Annotated in this window: 16 protein-coding genes; 6 read left to right on the forward strand and 10 right to left on the reverse strand. The window is 52.0% G+C overall.

The window, feature by feature from the left end:
- Positions 1–14: 14 nt before the first annotated feature.
- The 9 genes from IYN85_RS14855 to xdhA form a co-directional block, all read right to left on the reverse strand.
- The gene (locus tag IYN85_RS14855) at positions 15–497 is read right to left on the reverse strand and encodes a GNAT family N-acetyltransferase (RefSeq protein WP_196159685.1); all 483 of its coding nucleotides are present in this window, start codon (positions 495–497) and stop codon (positions 15–17) included.
- 685 nt (positions 498–1,182) lie between these two features.
- Positions 1,183–2,373 carry a urate hydroxylase PuuD gene (locus IYN85_RS14860; protein ID WP_196159686.1) on the reverse strand — a complete coding sequence of 397 codons (1,191 nt, stop codon included), beginning with the start codon at positions 2,371–2,373 and terminating at the stop codon, positions 1,183–1,185.
- 166 nt (positions 2,374–2,539) lie between these two features.
- On the reverse strand, positions 2,540–3,841 hold the full coding sequence (gene guaD / locus IYN85_RS14865; RefSeq protein WP_196159687.1) for a guanine deaminase: 1,302 nt from the start codon (positions 3,839–3,841) through the stop codon (positions 2,540–2,542).
- A 2-nt stretch (positions 3,842–3,843) separates the two neighbouring features.
- On the reverse strand, positions 3,844–4,179 hold the full coding sequence (gene uraH, locus IYN85_RS14870; protein ID WP_196159688.1) for a hydroxyisourate hydrolase: 336 nt from the start codon (positions 4,177–4,179) through the stop codon (positions 3,844–3,846).
- A gap of 1 nt (position 4,180) precedes the next feature.
- A complete protein-coding gene (gene uraD, locus IYN85_RS14875) occupies positions 4,181–4,687 on the reverse strand; it encodes a 2-oxo-4-hydroxy-4-carboxy-5-ureidoimidazoline decarboxylase (protein WP_196159689.1) in 507 nt (168 codons plus the stop codon).
- Positions 4,684–6,036, reverse strand: a complete 1,353-nt coding sequence (gene allB / locus IYN85_RS14880; RefSeq protein WP_196159690.1) for an allantoinase AllB — start codon at positions 6,034–6,036, stop codon at positions 4,684–4,686. Before allB ends, uraD begins: the two co-directional genes overlap by 4 nt.
- Positions 6,023–6,910: a xanthine dehydrogenase accessory protein XdhC gene (gene xdhC, locus IYN85_RS14885; protein WP_196159691.1), complete on the reverse strand. Its 888-nt coding sequence runs from the start codon at positions 6,908–6,910 to the stop codon at positions 6,023–6,025. The genes allB and xdhC overlap by 14 nt, the downstream gene beginning before the upstream one ends.
- A complete protein-coding gene (gene xdhB / locus IYN85_RS14890; RefSeq protein WP_196159692.1) occupies positions 6,900–9,254 on the reverse strand; it encodes a xanthine dehydrogenase molybdopterin binding subunit in 2,355 nt (784 codons plus the stop codon). Before xdhB ends, xdhC begins: the two co-directional genes overlap by 11 nt.
- A complete protein-coding gene (gene xdhA, locus IYN85_RS14895; RefSeq protein ID WP_196159693.1) occupies positions 9,241–10,689 on the reverse strand; it encodes a xanthine dehydrogenase small subunit in 1,449 nt (482 codons plus the stop codon). The genes xdhB and xdhA overlap by 14 nt, the downstream gene beginning before the upstream one ends.
- A 208-nt stretch (positions 10,690–10,897) precedes the next feature.
- On the opposite strand from xdhA, the gene IYN85_RS14900 reads away from it, so the two are divergent.
- The 6 genes from IYN85_RS14900 to IYN85_RS14925 all read left to right on the forward strand — a co-directional run bounded on the left by IYN85_RS14900 (position 10,898) and on the right by IYN85_RS14925 (position 18,714).
- The gene (locus IYN85_RS14900; protein ID WP_370592209.1) at positions 10,898–12,427 is read left to right on the forward strand and encodes an ABC transporter ATP-binding protein; all 1,530 of its coding nucleotides are present in this window, start codon (positions 10,898–10,900) and stop codon (positions 12,425–12,427) included.
- Positions 12,427–13,506, forward strand: a complete 1,080-nt coding sequence (locus IYN85_RS14905; protein WP_230390746.1) for an ABC transporter permease — start codon at positions 12,427–12,429, stop codon at positions 13,504–13,506. The genes IYN85_RS14900 and IYN85_RS14905 overlap by 1 nt, the downstream gene beginning before the upstream one ends.
- Entirely contained in the window at positions 13,506–14,432 is a 927-nt protein-coding gene (locus tag IYN85_RS14910) for an ABC transporter permease (protein ID WP_196159694.1), read from the forward strand. Before IYN85_RS14905 ends, IYN85_RS14910 begins: the two co-directional genes overlap by 1 nt.
- Before the next feature lie 34 nt (positions 14,433–14,466).
- The gene (locus tag IYN85_RS14915) at positions 14,467–15,534 is read left to right on the forward strand and encodes a BMP family ABC transporter substrate-binding protein (protein ID WP_196159695.1); all 1,068 of its coding nucleotides are present in this window, start codon (positions 14,467–14,469) and stop codon (positions 15,532–15,534) included.
- 327 nt (positions 15,535–15,861) lie between these two features.
- Positions 15,862–16,794 (forward strand): isopenicillin N synthase family oxygenase, encoded by a 933-nt coding sequence (locus tag IYN85_RS14920; RefSeq protein WP_196159696.1) that lies wholly within the window; start codon positions 15,862–15,864, stop codon positions 16,792–16,794.
- An 804-nt stretch (positions 16,795–17,598) separates the two neighbouring features.
- On the forward strand, positions 17,599–18,714 hold the full coding sequence (locus IYN85_RS14925; RefSeq protein ID WP_196159697.1) for an extracellular solute-binding protein: 1,116 nt from the start codon (positions 17,599–17,601) through the stop codon (positions 18,712–18,714).
- 72 nt (positions 18,715–18,786) lie between these two features.
- On the opposite strand, the gene IYN85_RS14930 is transcribed toward IYN85_RS14925, so the two are convergent.
- Positions 18,787–20,700 (reverse strand): rhamnogalacturonan lyase B N-terminal domain-containing protein, encoded by a 1,914-nt coding sequence (locus IYN85_RS14930; RefSeq protein ID WP_370592210.1) that lies wholly within the window; start codon positions 20,698–20,700, stop codon positions 18,787–18,789.
- Between the last annotated feature and the right edge of the window lie 39 nt (positions 20,701–20,739).

Raw genomic sequence — 20,739 nt, forward strand, 5'->3', positions numbered from 1 at the left:
TTTTCATCAGTAGTTCAGCAAATGGATTGACCGGTATAGCGCAGTTCGATCTCATCTTCGATGGGCAAACCCTGTTCACTCAGCAAAGGAATGCTGGGTTTAATCTTCCGGGCCAATGCCACCGCTCCGTGATGAACACGATGCAAACGAAACCCCCTTTTCATATAGAAATTCAATGCATTGAGGTTATCGTTAGTCGTAAACAGAACAATCGGATTTGAGTGAGGCAAGAGTTGGGACAAGCATTGATCAAGAAGCGCAGTGCCAATTCCCTGGTCCGGCACAACAGCATCAAGCGAAACGATCTCGCAATACTCTGGCGTGATCGTAAAAGTCACCAAGCCAACCAATTGCCGGTCTTCCTCTGCCACAATGGCTGACAACTCACTCAACTGACGTACCTTGCCCTGTGTAACCATGAACGTATCACCCCAATGCTCGGCAAAGAAAGAACATATTTCAGGCGTATCGGCTTTGGGTATAAAACGAAATCTCATTGTCTTAGCGTTTCATTGAGTGTAGATCGCACTATAAACCAACCGCAACATAGAAAGGAACCTCAAAAATCACACAAGATTCAGCCGTTTTAAGGTGGCTAGCCCGAATGCTACTTACTTAAGCAGTAATTGTTTTATCTTCGGCATATGCTGCATTTTTTCGACTTGGTTCCATTGGGAGGTTTTCGCCGTCAAGGGTCAAACCGTCCCGACGATTCGGGCTCGGCCAGCTCACTAGTACAGGCATCCCTGTTTGAACAAACTGTAAGACGTACATTGTTTCCAATGGTCGTTTGAAAGGTGGGAAAACAGAGAGTTGAGTAGCTTTCTCAACAAATAGAACCAACCTCCAAATCCCAAAAACCTAGGGCTGGCGTAAATAACACAACCATCGCATCTGCTTTGGCTGACATGACTGACACATCGCAAGGGATGCAAGGGCAGGATGCCCTTGCAAGCGCCACGCGTGCATGGATGCACGCTCAAGCGACCGTTCGAAGAAAGTGTCCGGCTTGGCAGAAAACCAAAGCGGGCGACAAAGGGGGTTCAAGGGGATCGCCCCTTGGAAAAAAGCAACCACCCATGAACAGAGTAACGAATCTTCCCCGCTGAATCATGCTCGCTCAACGCCATCAAGTGCGTTGAGTTTTGCATAAATCGTAAAGAGCAGCTAATAGCTTTCGACTTATTTGTCCATCAACCAAGCACTTAACAGCAGTCGCTCTTCTTCTGTCATCTGCGTTAAGTTCCCCAATGGCATATCTTTTGCGACCACCGCGCGTTGAAGGATTTTCGCTTGTGCTGCCTTGGTTTGTTCTGCTGTCTCTAAAACGAGACCGCCCGGTGCGGTGGTGAACATTTCTGAGCTGGGGTTTATCGCATGACACGAAGTACAACGGCTTTCGATAATCGCCATGCCTTGCTCGTCGCTTACGTCAATGCCCGCGCTGTTTTTCTGAGCAGCGATGGCATCCCAGGGCGCGATGACCAGCATGATGGCAAAGAAGGCGATCAGTCCTGAAATTAAAACCTGCGGCTTTTTAACGCCCTGATGTTTTAAGTTGAAGTAGTGACGGATCCACATGCCGTTCACAAACAACGCTACCAACACCAACCAGCCGTAAGGGTGTGCGTAGGTAAACGAAAAGTGATTACTGAGCATGATGAAAATTACGGGCATGGTAGCGTAGTTGTTATGCACAGAACGTTGCTTACCCAGCAAGCCGGGTTTGCTGTCCGGTACACGACCGGCGGCAATTTCACTCACCATATAACGCTGCCCCGGAATAATGGTGGTGAAGACATTGGCGGCCATACAGGTACCGATTAACGCGCCCACATGAATATAGGCCGCCCGATCCGACAGAAATTGATCCAGCCCCCAGGTCCAGAGTGCCAGCAAAGCGGTGATAACCGCCGCAAACGCCAAACCATTTTCGACCAGCTTCGTCCGACATAACAATTCATACACGGCAAATCCAATCACGATACTGGCGATGGACAGACCAATGGCAGGCAGCGCGGTGAGTGCAGATTTACCTGGGTCGAGCAAATAAGCATCGGCACCAATGTAATAGAGCAGGCTGAGTAGCAAAGCGCCGGTGATGAACGTCGTGTAGGCTTCCCATTTGAACCAATGCAAAGTGGTTGGCATCTGCTCCGGCCCCAGGGCGTACTTGGCGACTTCGTAAAAACCCCCGCCATGGACAGCCCATAAGTCACCCTTAATGCCTTTGTCTTTTTTCCATTGTGGTGGTTCCTGCAGGTTGTTATCCAGCCAGATAAAATAAAAGGATGCGCCGATCCAGGCGATGCCGGCAATCACATGGAAGTAACGCAACACCAGGTGCGCAACCTCAAGGAAATAACTGATCATGATGAGTGACTCTCTCTGCTTTTTTAGTTTTTCGTTTTTTGCGTATCAGTTTATATTTTTGGTTTTATCAGCGCGGCGACTAGACCGCGCCGTCTGGCATGTTTTGCATCAGCGGTGCATCGGCGCACCGCTTCCTTTCGGACGTTCCCGGCAATGCCGTACGGTATTAACGTTGATGAACCTTCTCGCCATTTGCGTACGTCGCGAACACACTGCGATCATCACCCAACATCATCAGGGCAAACAGCTTTTCATGAATGCCCTTGCAACGCTGCAATCGGAAGTCCATGAAAGGCGTACCGGCGTAGTCGAGCACGGCAATGTCTGCTTCGCAGCCCACTTCCAATTGGCCGATAATGCCTTCCAAATCCAGTGCGCGTGCGCCACCCAAGGTGTTCAGGTACAGCCCTTCGAAGGCCGACAGTTTGTTGTTCTGCAACTGCTGAACTTTGTAGGCTTCATTGTAGGTTTTCAGTAATGAGAAACTGGAGCCGCCGCCAACATCGGTGCCCATACCGACCTTAATATTGTGTTCACGCATCTGCTGAATATTAAACAGACCCGAGCCAATAAACAGGTTGGAGGTTGGACAATGCGCAATCGCGGTGTCGTTATCCGCCACACAACACAATTCCCGTTCATTGAAATGGATGCCGTGCGCCAACACACTGCGCTTGCGCAGCAAGCCAGCGTCTTCGTACACGCCGACATAATCTTTGGATTCCGGGAACAGTTCTTTAACCCAGGCACATTCGTCGACGTTTTCCGATACATGGGTGTGCATGTACACATCCTCGTATTCGTCTAATAATTTCTTACAGGCCTGCAATTGTTCCGGTGTTGACGTGGGCGCGAAACGTGGCGTGACGGCGTAGCTGAGACGATCCACACCATGCCATTTTTCAATTAAAGCTTTAGAGTCGGCATAGCCGCTGGCGGCGGTATCCTGCAGATCATCGGGACAGTTGCGATCCATCATCACTTTGCCACAGATCATGCGCAAACCTTTTTGCTGGGCGACCTCAAAAAACGCATCGACCGATTGCGGGTGCACGGTACCGAACACCAACGCGGTGGTGGTGCCGTTTTTTAGTAATTCGGAGAGAAAAACATCGGCGACCATCGAACCATGAGCTTTGTCGGCGAACTGTTTTTCCGTTGGGAAAGCATGTTCAGTGAGCCAGGTCAGCAACTGTTCGCCATAGGCGGCAATCATTTCCGTTTGTGGGTAATGCACGTGTGTGTCGATCATTCCGGGAATGATCAGCTTATTGTCGTATTGCACGAGGTCAATATCAGGGGACTTCGCAGCCAGCGCCAACGCCTCCTCTTTGCTGCCACGTTGGGTGATCTTGCCGTTTTCAATCAACAGCGCACCCTGCTCAACGTAGCGCACCGCAGACTCGCCTGCGTGTGCAGGATCATCCAGAAAATCCAACAGGTCACCGATAATAATTTTCTTACTCAAACTTAACTGCCTCGATAGGTGGAATAGCCAAATGGCGTCAATAACAGCGGGATGTGATGATGGCGATCATCACGTCGCGCGAACACTATATCCGCGAACGGATAGAAACTCTGATCACCGAAATAAGATTCAATGTCAAAGGTTAACTTGTAAGTCGCATAGGGCAAGTCGGCATCGGGTATCGACCATTGCATGATGCGGCCATCCGCGTCCGTCGTGCCCTGTGCCAGAGGCGTCCAGTTATCGTCGTCAAGTCGCGACAGCGTTACCGGCACGCCAGCAGCGGGTTTTCCCAGTGCGGTGTCGAGAATATGCGTGGTAATCAAACTTTTAGTCATGTTATTCGCTCACGAGTTTCTGTAATCGCAACCGGGTGATTTTACCCTGTTCTGCTGCGGCTATGCGCAACTCAGTTGCCGGATCATTCGGCAAGCGCGCTTCGAGTAATGCCAGCATTTCGGTCGCACTTTTACCGGTTGCGCAGACAATAAAGATGTAGCCAAACTTAGCGTAGTAGGCATCGTTGAGTTCAGCCATGCGCTGCAGCACGGCATCGTCTGCCGCGCTCATACCGGATTGCTCATGCCCGGCAAGACTGGCGGTATGGGCGAACTTTTTCTTCAGCGTGGAGACATCACCAATACGAGGGTGACCTTCAAAGGCTTCCAGAATATCGCTCTGTGTTGCGCGCTGCCAAACCGCATCGGCACTGTCTAATAAGGCTTGCGTATTATCAAAGGGTCGTTCGGCCAATACCCCATCCAACCACCCGTTCGCGACGCAGCACGTTGCCAATTGAACACGCGCTTGGTCCTCATGCAAAGTATTCAATTCAGTCAACGTCATTGCACGGCCTCTTTCAATAACGCCCGCCCGCGCGCCGAACCGACGAATTCGCCCTGCTGATAAATGGTTTGTCCGGCTAACAGCGTCGCCACCACGACGCCCTGTAATGTTTTTCCCACATAGGGCGAAATTTTGTGACGGTGATGAATAATCTCCGGTGTTACCGTGAACTGGCCGTCGGGATCGAAAACACAAAAGTCTGCTTGCTGGCCGATGGCGATACTGCCCTTGTTCGTCAACCCGGTTAACCGGGCAGGCCGTGCAGACATTAACTCGATTAATTGCGTTAAGCTCATGCCTTTGTCCTGAGCGTGTGTCCACAACAACGGCAAACCAAACTGCAAACCGGATATGCCACCCCAAGCTTTTTCCAGGTCGCCGCTATCGATGTTTTTCAGCTGTGGTGTACAGGGGCTGTGATCGGACACCACACAATCGATCGTGCCATCGAGCAACGCCTGCCAGAGCAAATCCTGATTCGATTTTTCGCGGATCGGCGGGCAACACTTGTACGTCGCTTGCCCATCGGGAATAGTTTCGGCCTCTAACACAAGATAATGTGGGCAGGTTTCCACGGTCAGATTCAACCCGTCGGCGCGCGCCTGCTGGATCATGGGTAACGCTTCGGCTGAACTCAGGTGAACAATGTGTGCGTGCGGTTGCAGTCCTTCAGCAATCAGCGTTTTCATAACCCGGATCACCATGGCAATGGCGTCATTCTCCCAGGCGGGTGGGCGGGTTTTCAGGAAACTCTGGTAGCTTGACGCGATGGACATCGGCTCGCTGTGCGCATGATCCAGCTCAGCATGCACCAGGTGCGGCATGCCGCGTTTCGCCAGTTCACGCATGGCATCGGTTAGTTGCGTTTCATTAACGAACTGAAATTCATCGATGCCGGAGTGAATGGTAAAGGACTTGACGCCCAATACCCCGGCGTCCAACAGGTCTGGCAACTCACCGAGGTTATCGGCGGTGGCGCCACCCCAAAAGCCGGCGTCGATCCAGAGTTTGTCGTCCAGCACCGCCAGTTTTTCCTGCAATGCCTGCGCCGTAATGGTTACCGGGATACAGTTCAGAGGCATGTCCACGACCGTCGTAATGCCACCGGCTGCGGCGGCGTGCGTGGCGGTGTCAAAACCTTCCCAATCGGTTCGGCCGGGCTCATTAATGTGTACATGACTGTCGACAATGCCTGGCATCAATACGCGTTGCTGATAGTCAACCACCGGAATATCATCGGCGTGAAAGTCGTACGCCTCTATGGCAACAATCTGCCCATCACCAACAATGACACTGGCAGCGCGTTCGCCTTCTGGCGTGATCACTCGCTGGCTTTTAAACATCATCATATTCAACGTTGGTCTCCACTGTCTGCAATTCTGTTTTCAAAGTTTTCCATGGCAAACCCTGTCGCAAACGTTTGTGCGCGCCCTGTTGATACAAAGCAATCAGCTGACCACAAATCGAGACCGCCACTTCCATGGGCAGCTTGCCGGTCACACTTGGTAAACCGACCGGGCAGGTCATGAACTCAATACGCTCAGGTGAAAACTGTTTGTGCTGCAAGCGCAGACGGAATCGTTTCGCTTTGGTCTGCGAACCGATTACACCGAGAAACGCCGCATCGTCTCGCTTAAGAATCTTTTCAGTCAGCGCGAAATCCAACTGATGGTTGTGCGTCAACACAATAAAGGCGGTACCGGGTAACGCATGCCGAACCTGTTGCTCGGGTTCATCGTCAATAACCACCGTGACATTCTGTGGCAACTGAGCGGGAAATAATTCAGCGCGGCTGTCGATCCAGCGTACCGTGACCGGCAGCTGCCCCAACAGCGGGATCAGTTGACTGGCGACATGCCCGGCACCAAAAACATCGATCGCCAGCGCATCGTGCGTCATGCGCTCAAACAGAACACTCACTGATCCGCCACAACATTGCCCGAGGCTGGCACCCAGCGGAAAATGCTCCAGTCGCTGCGCATCACCCTGTCCGCTGAGCATTGCACGAGCGGTTTCGATAATCAGAAATTCCAGATGCCCGCCGCCCACGGTGTCGTATATCGAATCCGCGGTGACCACCATTTTGGTCCCGGCTGCGCGCGGCACGGAACCGGCGGTACCCATCAGTGTCACCAACACGTAATCGGTTTGCCCGGCGCTCAATTGATGCACGGCTTCCGACCAACGTTGTGGATGAAACCCGGCATGATCTTTATTCAGCATGGTTCACCTCCTCATGATGTTGGCGCAGCCATTGTTGCGCTTGCGTGACGGCGTTCAGCAATCGCTCAGGGGTTGCGGGGGTATTCAGTTGCGGCGCGAAACGATAATCGGTGACGCTGGCGAGAGCATCTCGCAGCGCGCACCAGACACTGTTGGCCAGCATGAACGGTGGTTCACCGACGGCTTTGGATCGGAAAACGGTGAACTCTGGGTTTTCTGAATCAAACAACTGTACGTTGAATTCCGCCGGAGTATCGCCAATGGCCGGAATTTTATAGGTTGCCGGACCAAAGCTGGTCAGTTCGCCGGCGGCGTTCCATTGCAGGTCTTCGGTGGTTAACCAACCCATGCCCTGAATGAAACCCCCTTCGATCTGGCCGATGTCGATGGCCGGATTCAACGAATGTCCAACGTCGTGCAGAATATCCACACGGGTGATGCTGTTCTCCCCAGTCAGCGTATCCAATTCAACTTCGGTTAACGCCACTCCATGCGAAAAATAAAAGAACGGTCGACCTGCGCCTTTTTCAGCATCGAAGTGAATTTTCGGAGTCGAATAATAGCCATTGGCCGACAAGGAAATACGGTTCATGTAGGCAGCGTTTGCAACTTCTTTAAAACTGAAATGCTGTTTGCCGACGGTGACCTTTCCGTTAATAAAATGAATATCACCGGCGTCGACTGAATGTTGCGTCACTAAAAAATCGATCAGGCGTTGTTTGATTTTAGTCGCGGCATCGAGTGCGGCCATCCCGTTTAAATCGCTGCCGGAAGATGCTGCCGTTGGCGAGGTGTTAGGCACTTTGTCGGTACGCGTCGCCGAAATGCCTATCTGACTGACATCGACACCAAAGACTTGTGCCACCACTTGCGCGACTTTGATGTTCAGACCTTGCCCCATTTCCGTTCCGCCATGGTTCAGGTGGATGGAGCCGTCGGTATAAACATGCACTAACGCCCCGGCCTGATTCAAATGCTGCGCGGTAAACGAAATTCCAAACTTAACCGGCGTGAGTGCAATGCCCCGCTTCACCACCGGCGATTTAGTATTGAAGGCACGTAATGCTTTACGCCGTTGGTGATAATGCGCCTGATCCATCAACCGATGCATCATGTCATCGACAATGAACTGCTCGACCGGTTGGTGATACGGCGTGACGTCACGCCCAGGTTGATAGAGATTCGCCATGCGCACATCGAGCGGGTCTTTTCCGAGATAGCGGGCAATATCATCCATCATTGCTTCGGCCATGATCATGCCCTGCGGTCCGCCGAAACCACGATACGCCGTATGGCTGACGGTATTAGCACGGCAACGGTTCCCGGTGATGCGCACATTCTCATAAAAATAGCTGTTATCGGCATGGAACATGGCGCGGTCGACAATGGAGTCCGATAAATCCGGGGAATACCCACAGTAACCATTCAACACCATGTCGACTGCTTTAACGATACCGTTGTCGTCGAAGGCGACGTCATAGGTGTTAAAAAATGGGTGCCGCTTGCCGGTCAGGCGGAAATCATCCGCGCGCGCCAAACGCACTTTGCAGGCTTTGCCGGTATGGTAAGTGGCTAATGCAGCGAGTACCGCCCACGGCGCTGCTTGAGTTTCCTTGCCACCAAAACCGCCGCCCATGCGACGCATTTCCACAGTCACCGCATTAAAGGGCTTGCCCAGTACTTCGGCGACCAGGTGTTGCACTTCGGTCGGGTGCTGTGTGGAACTCTTGACGAAAATACCGCCATCGTCGGTCGGCGCGGTCAGTGCGACCTGGCCTTCAAGGTAAAAATGCTCCTGGCCACCAATGCTCAATTCACCCTGCAACCTATGAGGCGCGCTGGCAAAACCTTGGTCGATATCACCACGCACGAAAGTCTGCGGCGGGCGCACCCAATCTTTGCTGGCGATCGCCTGTTGAATGTCGAGCAGCGGATCGGCTTTCAGGTACTCAACCTGCACCAGTCGCGCTGCTTTGCGCGCCACCTCGTAGGACGTTGCCACCATCAATAAAATCGGTTGACCGTGGTAACTGATGTCCTGTTCGGCGAGCAGAACATCGCCGGGAAATATCGGGCCGATGTCTTTTTTACCCGGAATGTCATCGGCGCTGAGAATTTTCACCACCCCGGGGCAATTGAGCGCTACACGCGTGTCGATCTTTTGTATGCGACCACAGGTGATAGTCGACATGACCGGATAGGCATACAGGCAATCGGCAGGCACCGGGGTGTCGTCGACGTAATGAGCACGACCGGTAACCTGCGCGACGGCGCTGTCATGTTTGATCGATGTGCCCACGACATTATGCTGGTTCGGATTCAGTTTGGTTTCAAAGTGCCGCATGGGAAACCCTCGTTATGGTTTGTTCCGATTGTTCCAGCCAGAAGCGCTGCAACAGGTTCCGGCACGTCGTTAGGCGGTAATCACGTGATGCCCGGACATCGGTCATTGGGTTGAACGCGTGCACGAGCACATCGCCTGCCTGTTCCATGACAGCCTCAGTAAAAGGTTTGCCGTCTAAAAACGTCTCCAGATCCTGTGCTGCAGCCGGGGTTGCGGCCATACCACCAAAGCCGGTTTTAACGTTTCGCATTACCCCATCAACCTGTTCAAAGGCAATGGCAAGCAACACTGCGGAAATGTCGTCTTCCATACGTTTGGAAATTTTATAGCACGCCAGTGTCAGCGACGGCGGACGCGGCGGAATACGCACCGCGACAATAACTTCGTTGTCCGCCAAGACCGTTTTACGGTACGCCAGGAAAAATTCACCGACCGGAACCGAACGCTCACCGTGAGCATTGGCCAGAATTAATTGCGCATCCAGTGCCATCAGCAACGGTGCCGGGTCGCCAATGGGTGAGGCATTGCCGAGACTGCCGCCCAGTGTGCCTGCGTTGCGGATTTGCGCCGACCCCAGACGATGAAACATTTCTTTCGCTTCCGGGTAACGCGCGCACAGCGTCGGCACCAGATCGGCATAGGTGGCAGCGGCCCCCAAAGTCAGCCCGGTTTCGTCGTCGCGAATATGCTGCAGTTCGGCGACCTCAATTACGGAAATGAGGGTGTCGTAGTCGCGCAGTTGTTGGGTAAATTCCAACGCCAGGTCAGTCCCGCCGGCGAGCAGTTTTGCCTGCGGATACTGGTCTTTCAACGCCAGTAAATCCGGCAGAGATTGCGGCAGGAAAAATTGTTGCCCGTTATGAGTTAGGCAAGGTTCAGGGTTTAATGGCCGTTGAAAAAACTGATCGGCAGCCTCGGTAAACGGATCCGCCACACGCGGGAACTCATACATGTGCTGACAGGCTTCCAAAATGGGCCGGTAACCGGTACAGCGACAGAGGTTACCGCCAAGCTGTTCAATCACCGTCGCACGGCCCGGGTATTCACGGTAGTTCAGGTATAACCCGAACATACTCATAATAAAACCGGGTGTGCAGAAACCGCATTGCGAGCCGTGGCATTCCACCATCGCGCGCTGGACCGGATGCAACTGCTCAACGGTGGTGGCCGACATATCGGACAGAGCATCGACGGTGATCAGATGTTTACCGTGCAGATTTCCCAGCATTAATAAGCAGGCATTCATGCTTTGGTAACGCACACCGTCACCGGTGCTTGCGCCAACAATGACCGTGCAGGCACCACAATCGCCCGACGCACAACCTTCTTTGCTGCCGGTCAGCCCGCTTTTGGTGCGCAGCCAATCCAGTGCGCTCGTATTCGGTGCCACGTCATCAATCTCAACGGGCGTATGGTTTACTAAAAATTCAATCACGTTGTTGCCTCTACCAAACTCTTGGCGACCGCAATGCCTGTATCTCGCATGTTTCCGGCCACTCTCTCTGTTTTGTCTTTATTTTTCTAAAGTTGGTTAGCTTCTTGCATTTTATGTACCAGAATCTGACCGCTTGGTCAGCTCACTAAGAATAACACCGAATGACGCTAAATAAAGTAGCCGTAACGATAAAACACAGGTGGTAACGGTGGATAACACGAAACGACTGGAAATGATCGGCATTACCAAGACCTACCCGGGGACGGTCGCAAACGACCAGGTCGCATTATCGATTCGCCACAGCGAGATACACGCCCTGCTCGGCGAAAACGGAGCTGGGAAAAGCACATTAATGAAAATTCTGTATGGGGTGACCAAACCGGATACCGGCACGATTATCTGGAATGGTAAAGAAATTCGCCTGGCCAACCCAGCGGATGCGCGCGCCTTGGGCATCGGCATGGTATTCCAGCATTTCTCCTTATTTGAAACGCTGACCGTGCGTGAAAACATTGAACTGGCGTTGGGCAATCAGGCGGGAAATTCCGCCACATTGGCGACGCGCATCCGTGAAACCTCGGAAAAGTACGGGATGCCGCTGGACCCGGACCGTCGAATCGCGTCATTGTCCACCGGTGAAAAACAACGGGTAGAGATCGTTCGTTGTTTGTTGCTCGATATCCAGTTACTGATTCTGGACGAACCGACCTCCGTGCTGACACCACAGGAAGTCGAGCGTCTTTTTGAGACTCTGCGCCTGCTCAGCAAAGAGGGGTGCTCCATCCTGTTTATCAGTCACAAACTCCACGAGGTCACCGCCCTGTGCGAATCCGCCACCATTTTGCGGCACGGCAAAGTGTCGGGGAATTGTGAGCCCAAACAGGAAACCCCGGCGAGCATTGCCCGCATGATGGTGGGTGAAGACACACCGATAACGCACAACGCCAAACGGGCTATCGGTGGCGCTGACTTCCTGCAAGTCCGGCAATTGTCCACGACCGCTGCCGATACCTTCGAGATTGCGTTGAAGAACGTGAATTTCTCTGTCAAACAGGGCGAGATTGTCGGTATTGCTGGCGTAGCCGGAAACGGCCAGGAAGAGTTGTTAAAAGCGTTATCCGGTGAGCAACCCTATGGCTCTGAGTCCATCTGGTTCGCTGGTACCGCCGTGGATGCCCTGTCGCCCATGCAACGCCGACGCTTGGGCATGGCGTTTGTTCCCGAAGACCGGCTCGGTCGCGGTGCGGTTCCAGAAATGAGTCTGGCGGAGAACACCCTGCTGACCAGTTTTGACTCTGGTTTGCTCAAGAAAGGGTTCATCCATTTTCCGTCAGTGACCAAACTGGCAAAACGCATCATTCAGACGTACAAGGTTAAAACCCCCAACGAACTGGCCGCGGCCAGCAGTTTATCGGGCGGAAATTTGCAGAAATTCATTATCGGCCGCGAGGTTGAACAGGCACCCAAGTTGCTGATCATGGCACACCCCACCTGGGGTGTGGACATCGGCGCCCAGGTGGCGATTCACAACACCATTTTTGCGCTGCGCGAACAAGGCTGCGCGGTGCTGGTCATCTCAGAAGATTTGGACGAGCTGTATAACATCTGTGATCGGCTCGGGGCGATCTGCGATGGTCAGGTATCACCCTTTGTTGCAACCGATGACTTACCGCTGGCGCAGCTCGGACAATGGATGGCGGGCGATTTTGCCGCGGATGCGCAGGAGGTCGCTGCCTGATGATCCGACTCGAACCCCGTCCGGCAATTTCCGGCTTCTGGACCTACGCCTCACCGGTCACCGCCGTCTTATTAACCCTCATTACCGGCGCGTTTTTGTTCGCGGCGCTTGGGCAAGCACCGCTGGAAGCCTTACATATTTACTTTATCAGCCCAATTGCTGACTGGTATGGCATAACAGAACTGTTTGTTAAAGCGGTACCCATTTTGCTGTGTGCTTACGGTCTCGCTTTGTGTTATCGCGCTGCGGTTTGGAACATCGGTGCCGAAGGCCAGTTACTGATGGGCGGCATTTTTGCGTCGGTAATCGCCGTGCAGTTTGTCGACTCCGACGCGTGGCTGGCCATGCCAATCACCATGTTGGCTGGCGTTGCTGGTGGCATGGTGTGGGCTGGCATCGTGGCTTTTCTGAAACTGAAAATGAACACCAACGAAACGCTCAGCACCATCATGATGAACTACATCGCGTTGAATTTATTACTCTACAGCGTGCACGGTCCGTTAAAAGACCCCCATGGTTTTAACTTTCCGGAAAGCGCGCTGTTTGGAGACAGTACCCTATTGCCCATTCTGTTTGAGGGCACCCGCCTGCATCTGGGATTGGCCTTTTCGCTGCTGGCACTGGCCGCTACCTGGGTCTTCATCAGCCGTTCGTTTATTGGGTTTCAGATTCAGGTCATGGGTCAGGATCAGGCCGCGGCCAAAATGGCAGGGTTCAATAAAACCAAATTGGTGCTGACGGTGCTGTTGATCTGCGGTGGACTCGCAGGGCTGGCCGGTGCGGGTGAAGTAGCCGGGCCGATCGGCCAGTTGGTGCCACACATCTCCCCCGGCTACGGTTATTCCGCCATCATCGTCGCCTTTCTCGGGCGCTTGCACCCTGTCGGCATCACGTTAGCCGGATTGCTGATGGCACTGATTTACATGGGCGGCGAAATGTCGCAGATATTTCTGGGTCTGCCCAACGCCATTACCGGTGTTTTTCAGGGGCTGATCCTGTTTTTCCTACTGTCCAGTGATGTGTTGATTCGCTATCGCATCCGCTGGGCATCTAACCCGATGAAAGCCGGAGCCGCCTGATGGATTTGGATCTTCTTACGAATATTTTGTACCTCACCATCCGCACCGGAACGCCGCTGTTGCTCGTCGCCCTTGGTGAGTTGGTCTGTGAAAAAAGCGGCGTACTGAACCTCGGCCAGGAAGGCATGATGTTAATGGGTGCGGTGGTCGGATTCATCGCCGCGTTCTATTCCGGCAATGTTTATCTGGGTTTTGCGATGGCGGCTTGCGCGGGCATTGCCATGTCATTGGTGTTCGGCTTTGTCGCCGTCACACTCAACGCCAATCAGGTGGCCACGGGACTGGCACTGACCATTTTCGGTACCGGTTTGTCGGCCTTTATCGGTGCCAGCTTTGAGGGCAAAACCATTACCGCACTGCCAACCTTAGCGGTTGGTTTTGTGGAAACCATTCCCCTCATTGGCCGCCCCTTGTTTGCCCAGGATGCCATGGTGTATTTCAGCTGGATTCTGTTTATCGCCATTTATCTGTTTTTCAAACAAGGTCGAGGCGGATTGAAAGTTCGCGCCGCTGGCGAGAACCCTACTGTAGGCAGCAACCTAGGCTTACCGGTTCTGAAAATCCGCTATCTGTCGATCATGTTTGGGGGCGCTATGGCCGGACTTGCCGGCGGCTATCTGAGTCTGGCCTACACGCCGTTATGGACCGAAAACATGACGGCGGGGCGCGGCTGGATTGCCTTGGCTCTGGTCGTTTTCGCCAGCTGGCGAGTCGGACGCATCATGCTCGGCGCATACCTGTTTGGTTTTGCCAGCATTATGCATTTGGTTTTGCAGGGCTTTGGTCTGTCCATTTCATCCAATTTACTGGCAACGCTGCCTTACGTTGCCACCATCGTCGTTCTGGTGTTTCTCAGTAAAAACATCGAACGGTTGAAACAGTTTGAGCCAATGGCGTTAGGCAAGCCGTGGCACAAAACACACTAATCAGTCACCACTGGTCACAGCAAGAGAGAGTATTATGAAAAAAGCGATCACCACACTGGGCTTAGCCCTGGGATTAACCGCCGCAACCTCGGCATTAGCCGCAGACCCCGTTAAGGTCGGCTTCATCTACGTCAGCCCAACCGGCGAAGCCGGGTGGACCTATCAGCATGACGAAGGCCGTAAAAACTTAGAAGCCGTGTTCGGCGATAAGGTTGAAACCACCTTTGTTGAAAACGTGCCCGAAGGCGCGGATGCGGAACGCGTATTAACGCAATTGGCCAAGAGTGGACACGATTTGATTTTTACCACGTCTTTCGGCTACATGAACGCGACGTTGAAGGTGGCCAAAAAATTCCCGAACGTAAAATTTGAACACGCGTCCGGCTATAAACGCGACACCAACGTAGCAACATACTTTGACCGCATCTACGAAGGACGTTATCTGTCTGGTGTGGTGGCAGGTCGTATGACGAAAACCGACACCATTGGCTATATCGGCGCGTTTCCGATTCCTGAGGTGATTCGCGGCATTAATGCGTTCACTCTCGGTGCGCAATCGGTCAACCCTGACATCAAAGTGAAGGTCATCTGGGTGAATACCTGGTTCGATCCATCCAAAGAACGTGAGGCAGCCGAGACCATGATCAACCAGAATGTTGACGTGATCACCTTCCACACAGATTCACCGGCGGCGGTTCAAGCAGCAGAAGAAGCGGGTGTCTACGCCGTGGGTTACCATTCGGATATGAGTGCCTATGGTCCTAAGTCACACCTGACGGCTGCGGTACACAACTGGAATGACTATTACGTGAGTCGTGTACAAGCAGTGATGGATGGCACTTGGTCGTCGACGGACACCTGGGAGGGTATCGCCTCCAACATGACAAACATTGCGCCCATCAATGCCTCGGTTCCCGCTGACGTTATTGCCGAAGTCGAAGCCCTGAAAGCGAAGATCGCATCTGGAGAGATGCACCCGTTCACCGGACCTTTAACGAATCAGGCTGGGGAGTCTGTGCTGGCGGAAGGTGAAGTCATGAGTGACGGCGATCTGCTGGGTATGAACTATTACGTCGCCGGTGTGGAAGGCAAGCTGGAATAAAACATCCTTAAGGGCATCTCTAAAAAGTCCGTCGATCTCTGCGCGTGTGCTAACAACGTGCAAAACAAGGCAAACACTGAAGGGAATGACGAGTCCTTTTCAAAGTGTTTAACGATGTTTTGTGCGTTGTTAACCCGCGCCCTGCGGGGAGTTAAGAACGAACTTATGGCATTGTTGAAAATTCTTAACTTAGCCCGCTAGGTTTGCAAATTTTCGCCTCGCCCGAAGTCCGTTCTTAAATCCAGAGTCAGATGGACTTTCTAGAGATGCCCTTAAAACAAACCCAAATGCGAGTGCAACGCCCGCGTTTGGCAAGAGATGAATACTATGCTTACCGTACCCGTTATCGATTTCAGTGCGTTCCTCAATGGAACAGATCGTCAGCGTGTCGCTGACGACATTCTTCAAGCCAGTCAACAGATTGGATTTTTTTACCTGAGTAATGTGGGTATCGCCGACGCCGAAGTCACCAAAGCCTTTCGTGCTGCGCACACGTTTTTCCAATTACCTGCGTCCGAGAAAAATGCTCTCGCCTGGCAAAACGCCGCGAGCAACCGAGGCTACATTGCGGTGAAACGAGAGACATTGGACCCAACCCAGAAAAGTGACTTAAAAGAAGCGTTTAACCTTGGAACACAATGGCAAGAGCAAGACCCATCGCACCCGGCCAAAAACAAATGGCCAACCGGGCTTGCCGAATTTAAAGAACAGCAACAGCTATTTATCCGCTTATGCACCGACACGGCGAATCAGGTATTACGCGCGTTGGCGCTTTCTCTGCACATTGATGAAGAATTTTTCGTGCGCGCGCATGATCAGCAGGAACATACGTTCCGCCTGTTGCACTATCCGCCGATTCCAGACGATGTGGTGTTACAGGATGGAGAAAACCGCGCCGGTGCGCATACGGACTACGGCAGCATCACGCTGTTATTTCAGGACGACGTTGGCGGTTTAGAAGTTAAAAAAAAATCCGGCGAATGGGTGACTGCGCCGTCAATTCCTGGCACCGTTGTTGTTAATACCGGCGATCTGATGCAACGCTGGACGAATAACGTGATTTCCTCGAATCCTCATCGCGTTCGGCAACCCGAGAAAAGCCGCAAAAAATCTCGATATTCCATAGCCTTTTTTTGTACGCCCAACCGAAACCAACTCATTGAAACGATACCCGGTTGTACGGCACTCAACCCTGACATTCATTACGAGCCCGTCACCACTCAGATTTATATGGAAGAACGTTTGAATCGAACCTATTGAAAGTTTTCGGCTGAAAGCCGAATGGTAATTGCTTAAGCAGATGTAGTTTATATTTTCGGCATTTTCTTCATTTAGCGACCTTTTTTCGTTGGGAGATTTTCTCCGTCAAGGGCTGCGCCGGTTCGACGATTTGTGCTCACTTGTTCAAGCATCCCTGCTTGACCAACCCGTGAGACGAGAAATGCTTCGTGTGGTCGCTAAAAAAAGGTGGTGAAACAGCCGTATGAATCGCCATTTTAGCGATTATTTCTAAAATCGATTTCTGTCAAACCATCTTTTGACCTACTAATCGAAAGCCATTGCCGACCATGGTGTAAATAACCGCTCCGTCGCATCTGCTTTGGCTGACTACATTGACACGTCGCAACGGATTCAAGGGCAGGGAAGCCCTTGTAAGCGCCGCGCGTGCAGGGACGCACGCTCAAGCGACCGTTCAAAGTTCGTGTCAATTCAGGAAGAGTACCAAAGCGGGCGACAAAAGGGGGGGTAAAATCGATTAATAGCGAAGCCCCAATGGGCTTCGATTCGATTTTAACGACTTCACCTCTGGTGAAGGCCGGATCAAGGGGATCGCCCCTTGGAATGAAAAACCTCCGAAAGATTCTTTCATTCAGAACTATAAACGAATCGTCTGATCTGATTGGTTTTGTATGACGAGGGATGCACAGCTAAACCAGACCGTAGGTACTCTCGAAATGTAAATCTCCATGCCGATTACGCTAAATCAAGTGCCTTTCGCTGAAAGCCCCACCTCCGCGAATATTAGACTATGCTTGATAACAACTTATAAAGAGAACCACCATCATGAGAGTGCTAATTATCAATTTGCTGATGCTGGGCCAGTTGGCGGGTGCAGCGACGTTACGGGTATTAAACTGGTCAGACTACATTGACGAAGCGTTTCTGATCCAGTTTTCACAGCAGTTTAATGTCGAGGTCGACTACGTAACCTATGAGGATGTCGATCAGTTTGATTTCCAGTTTTTCCTCAGCGAAACACAGTTCGATGTGGTGTTTCCACCCATCGACTCAATGCCAACCATGATCGACCGCGGCCTAACAATCCCGCTAAATAAAACTTGGTTGCCTAACCTGAAGCAAATCGATCCCACCCAATTGCAGCGCCTTTCAACATACGACCCAGGTAATCAATTTGCACTACCCTACCTGTGGGGCACTACCGGGTTGGGTGTAAATGTCGACAAAGTTAAAACCGTACTCGGGGTGGATGAAGTGCCGCCGAGTTGGGCGCTGATATTTGATCCGCAGTACGCACAGAAACTTCAAGCCTGCGGTATTTCGTGGTTAGACAGCGAAATTGAGATGCTGCCTCTGGGCCTAAACTACTCTGGTCGGGATCCTCAATCTACATCTCGCACCGACTTTCGCACAGCCGAAGGACTCCTCAGCCAGGTATCTCCATTCGTACGTAGCTTTACTTCCGAGACATATATGGAACCCTTCCGCGATGGCCAACTGTGTGTCGTGGTTGGATATTCGGGTGATATCTATCAGGCAATTTTTGAAGCGGAAGAGTCAAACAACGGACAGAATCTGGAGTACATCATTCCCAAAGAAGGCACCTTTGTTTGGTTCGACCCGGTTGTTATTACCAGTAAGGATAACACCCGATTGGCGCATGAGTTTGTGAATGCTTTAATGGATCCAAAAAACATTGCCGGTATCACCAACTACGTGTGGTACGCGAACGCCGTTCCTGCGTCGTTGCCGTTTATCGACGACGATATAAAAGAAGATCCATCGATCTATCCCGATAAGGAAACGGCTGATAAGTTGTTCGGCTATCCAGTCTATGAAGACGGCACCTTACGCACCATGACCCGACGCTGGACCATCGTAAAATGCGCAGCCGGTCAGGAGTGTCTGGTGCCGTTGGAAGCGATCCCTTCCAGTCAATGATCCGCCAAGCCCTGAATCGCGGCGAAGACGAATCAGGGCAAGGCCTGTAATGCTGAGCGGAACATCAACCGATTAACGTCGGTTTACACCCATAAAGCGTGCTGCGACTCTTCCGGGCAGGAGCAACATCGTCAATAAGAAGACAAGAGGAAACGGCACGGCACCAATCGACACGTTAATAACCTCAGTCTCGTCTTTCTGTTCATCATCGGCAGCCGAGTCGCTGTCGTTTCCATTGCCATCGTTAGAAGAATCATCTTCTGGGTCGTCCGGTACTTCAGGAACTTCCGGTTCATCCGTCACGGGCGGTTCGTCCACCTCATCGGCTTCTGTTGCCAATAAATCGATGGCGTCGACGCTGAACGCAGGCGACAAAAACTGTTGGCCGCCACTGCCACTGATCACCTCTAATGTCAGGACATTCCATGCCTCAGCATCCGCCTGCCAGGCACTGGCCGGAATGGCATAAGTGAACGTTGTATTGTTACAACGGTAGGAACCCGTCGTCAGTGATCGTGTCTTGGGTTGTACCGATGCCGCTTTAATGTCCGACTGCCAGCCATTCACTTTTATCCGCGCTCTACCACCGGAAAAGGCACAGGTAATACCGATTCTTAAAATGCGATTTTGTTGCCGTTCAGCCTCAGTTAATTTGAACTGAATCCGATATTGGTTATTGATGTCTTTCCAAAAATAAGCAGGGAAATCTGCGTCAACATTCTCGCCAATGGTAAAAAGACCGGAGCCCCAAGATTCGATCCGAGAGTCAGACGGATGCATAATTGTCAGTTTGTCACCGTTCAGAAATTCTGTCGGCGAACCGTCCCAGGTGCCAATTCGCCAGACGGCTGCGTCGGTGTCTGGATCGTGCTCAATGGTGTGCGAATTCAAAATAGTCGTTTCACCGGCAACCACTGTCACCTGTCTCGCCAATACCGACAACTCGTTTTTGTAGAGTGTCATAGTGTATTCACCCGGACGCATATCCGGGCTTTTAAAATAGCCGGTTGCGCTGTCTGGCGTCGTCCAGTACTGGGCCGTCTCGTTAGCAAACCCAACGGTGTATTCCGACGCACTGTCGCGACCATGAATAGCCACCATAGCGACCTTACCTCGTTCCGATGGCGCCATATACCCGAGTAAATCCAGCTTGGAAAACCAAGACGTATCAACCGCTCCCGGTTCTGAGCCATCCGTCACCACAAAGGTATAGTCGTTTAAGATGTGTGTCCGAAATGCTTCCGTCTGTGTTTGACCATAATTCACAATGTAAGTTATTTCCTGATCGCCACCACCTTGGTTCAATAAACTACGGTAGAATGGTCCACCTGATCCGCCTTCCTGATTGCCACGCACAACCCACATGCCCACATTGCTGCCCGTAGCGCCGATAAACTGCCAGTCTTTCAAGCGCATATTGGAGTAATGTTTGGACCGGGTTTCCCCATTTGGCAACGCGAAAATGTCAGACGCTTCCACGGTAGAAACGGTACGGCTGATATTCGAAGGTTCAGGACCGTTCGGCAACAGATTCGCATTGAGCCGCAGAATGTAGCGGACGTGTCCATGAATATTTGGCTCTGTGGTGAAATAGGTTGCCATGTAAATATGCGGATAACCATTGCGTGCCATATAGTAGTGCGTTAAATCCCCTGCCTTGACGGTAACCACCACAAATTGGTTTTCAACGACTCGGGCATCCACGGTTACTGCACTTACCCCCGAATAAAGCCAGTCAAAACCGGAGTTTACCTGTGAACCCCGTGATTGATTCTGATACTCAACACCATTGAATTTCAGTGAGGCAATATCGCCTGCGGATTGAACACTGACGCCATTATCCAAACGCCGGATCTTAAACGTCAGCCCTGCTCCCGTATCCACATCAAAATACTGCTGCGTGGTGGTCAGCCCAAAATCGGCCATGGCCAGTAACGGAAAAAAAGCAGCCATTATGCTGCCCAGAAGGGTTTTAAATGATTTCACTCATCAGTCCTTATATTGATTGAGTGCTTAAGGTAACTG

It is taken from the genome of Reinekea sp. G2M2-21, from assembly GCF_015687175.1.
In the GTDB taxonomy this organism is placed as follows: domain Bacteria; phylum Pseudomonadota; class Gammaproteobacteria; order Pseudomonadales; family Natronospirillaceae; genus Reinekea.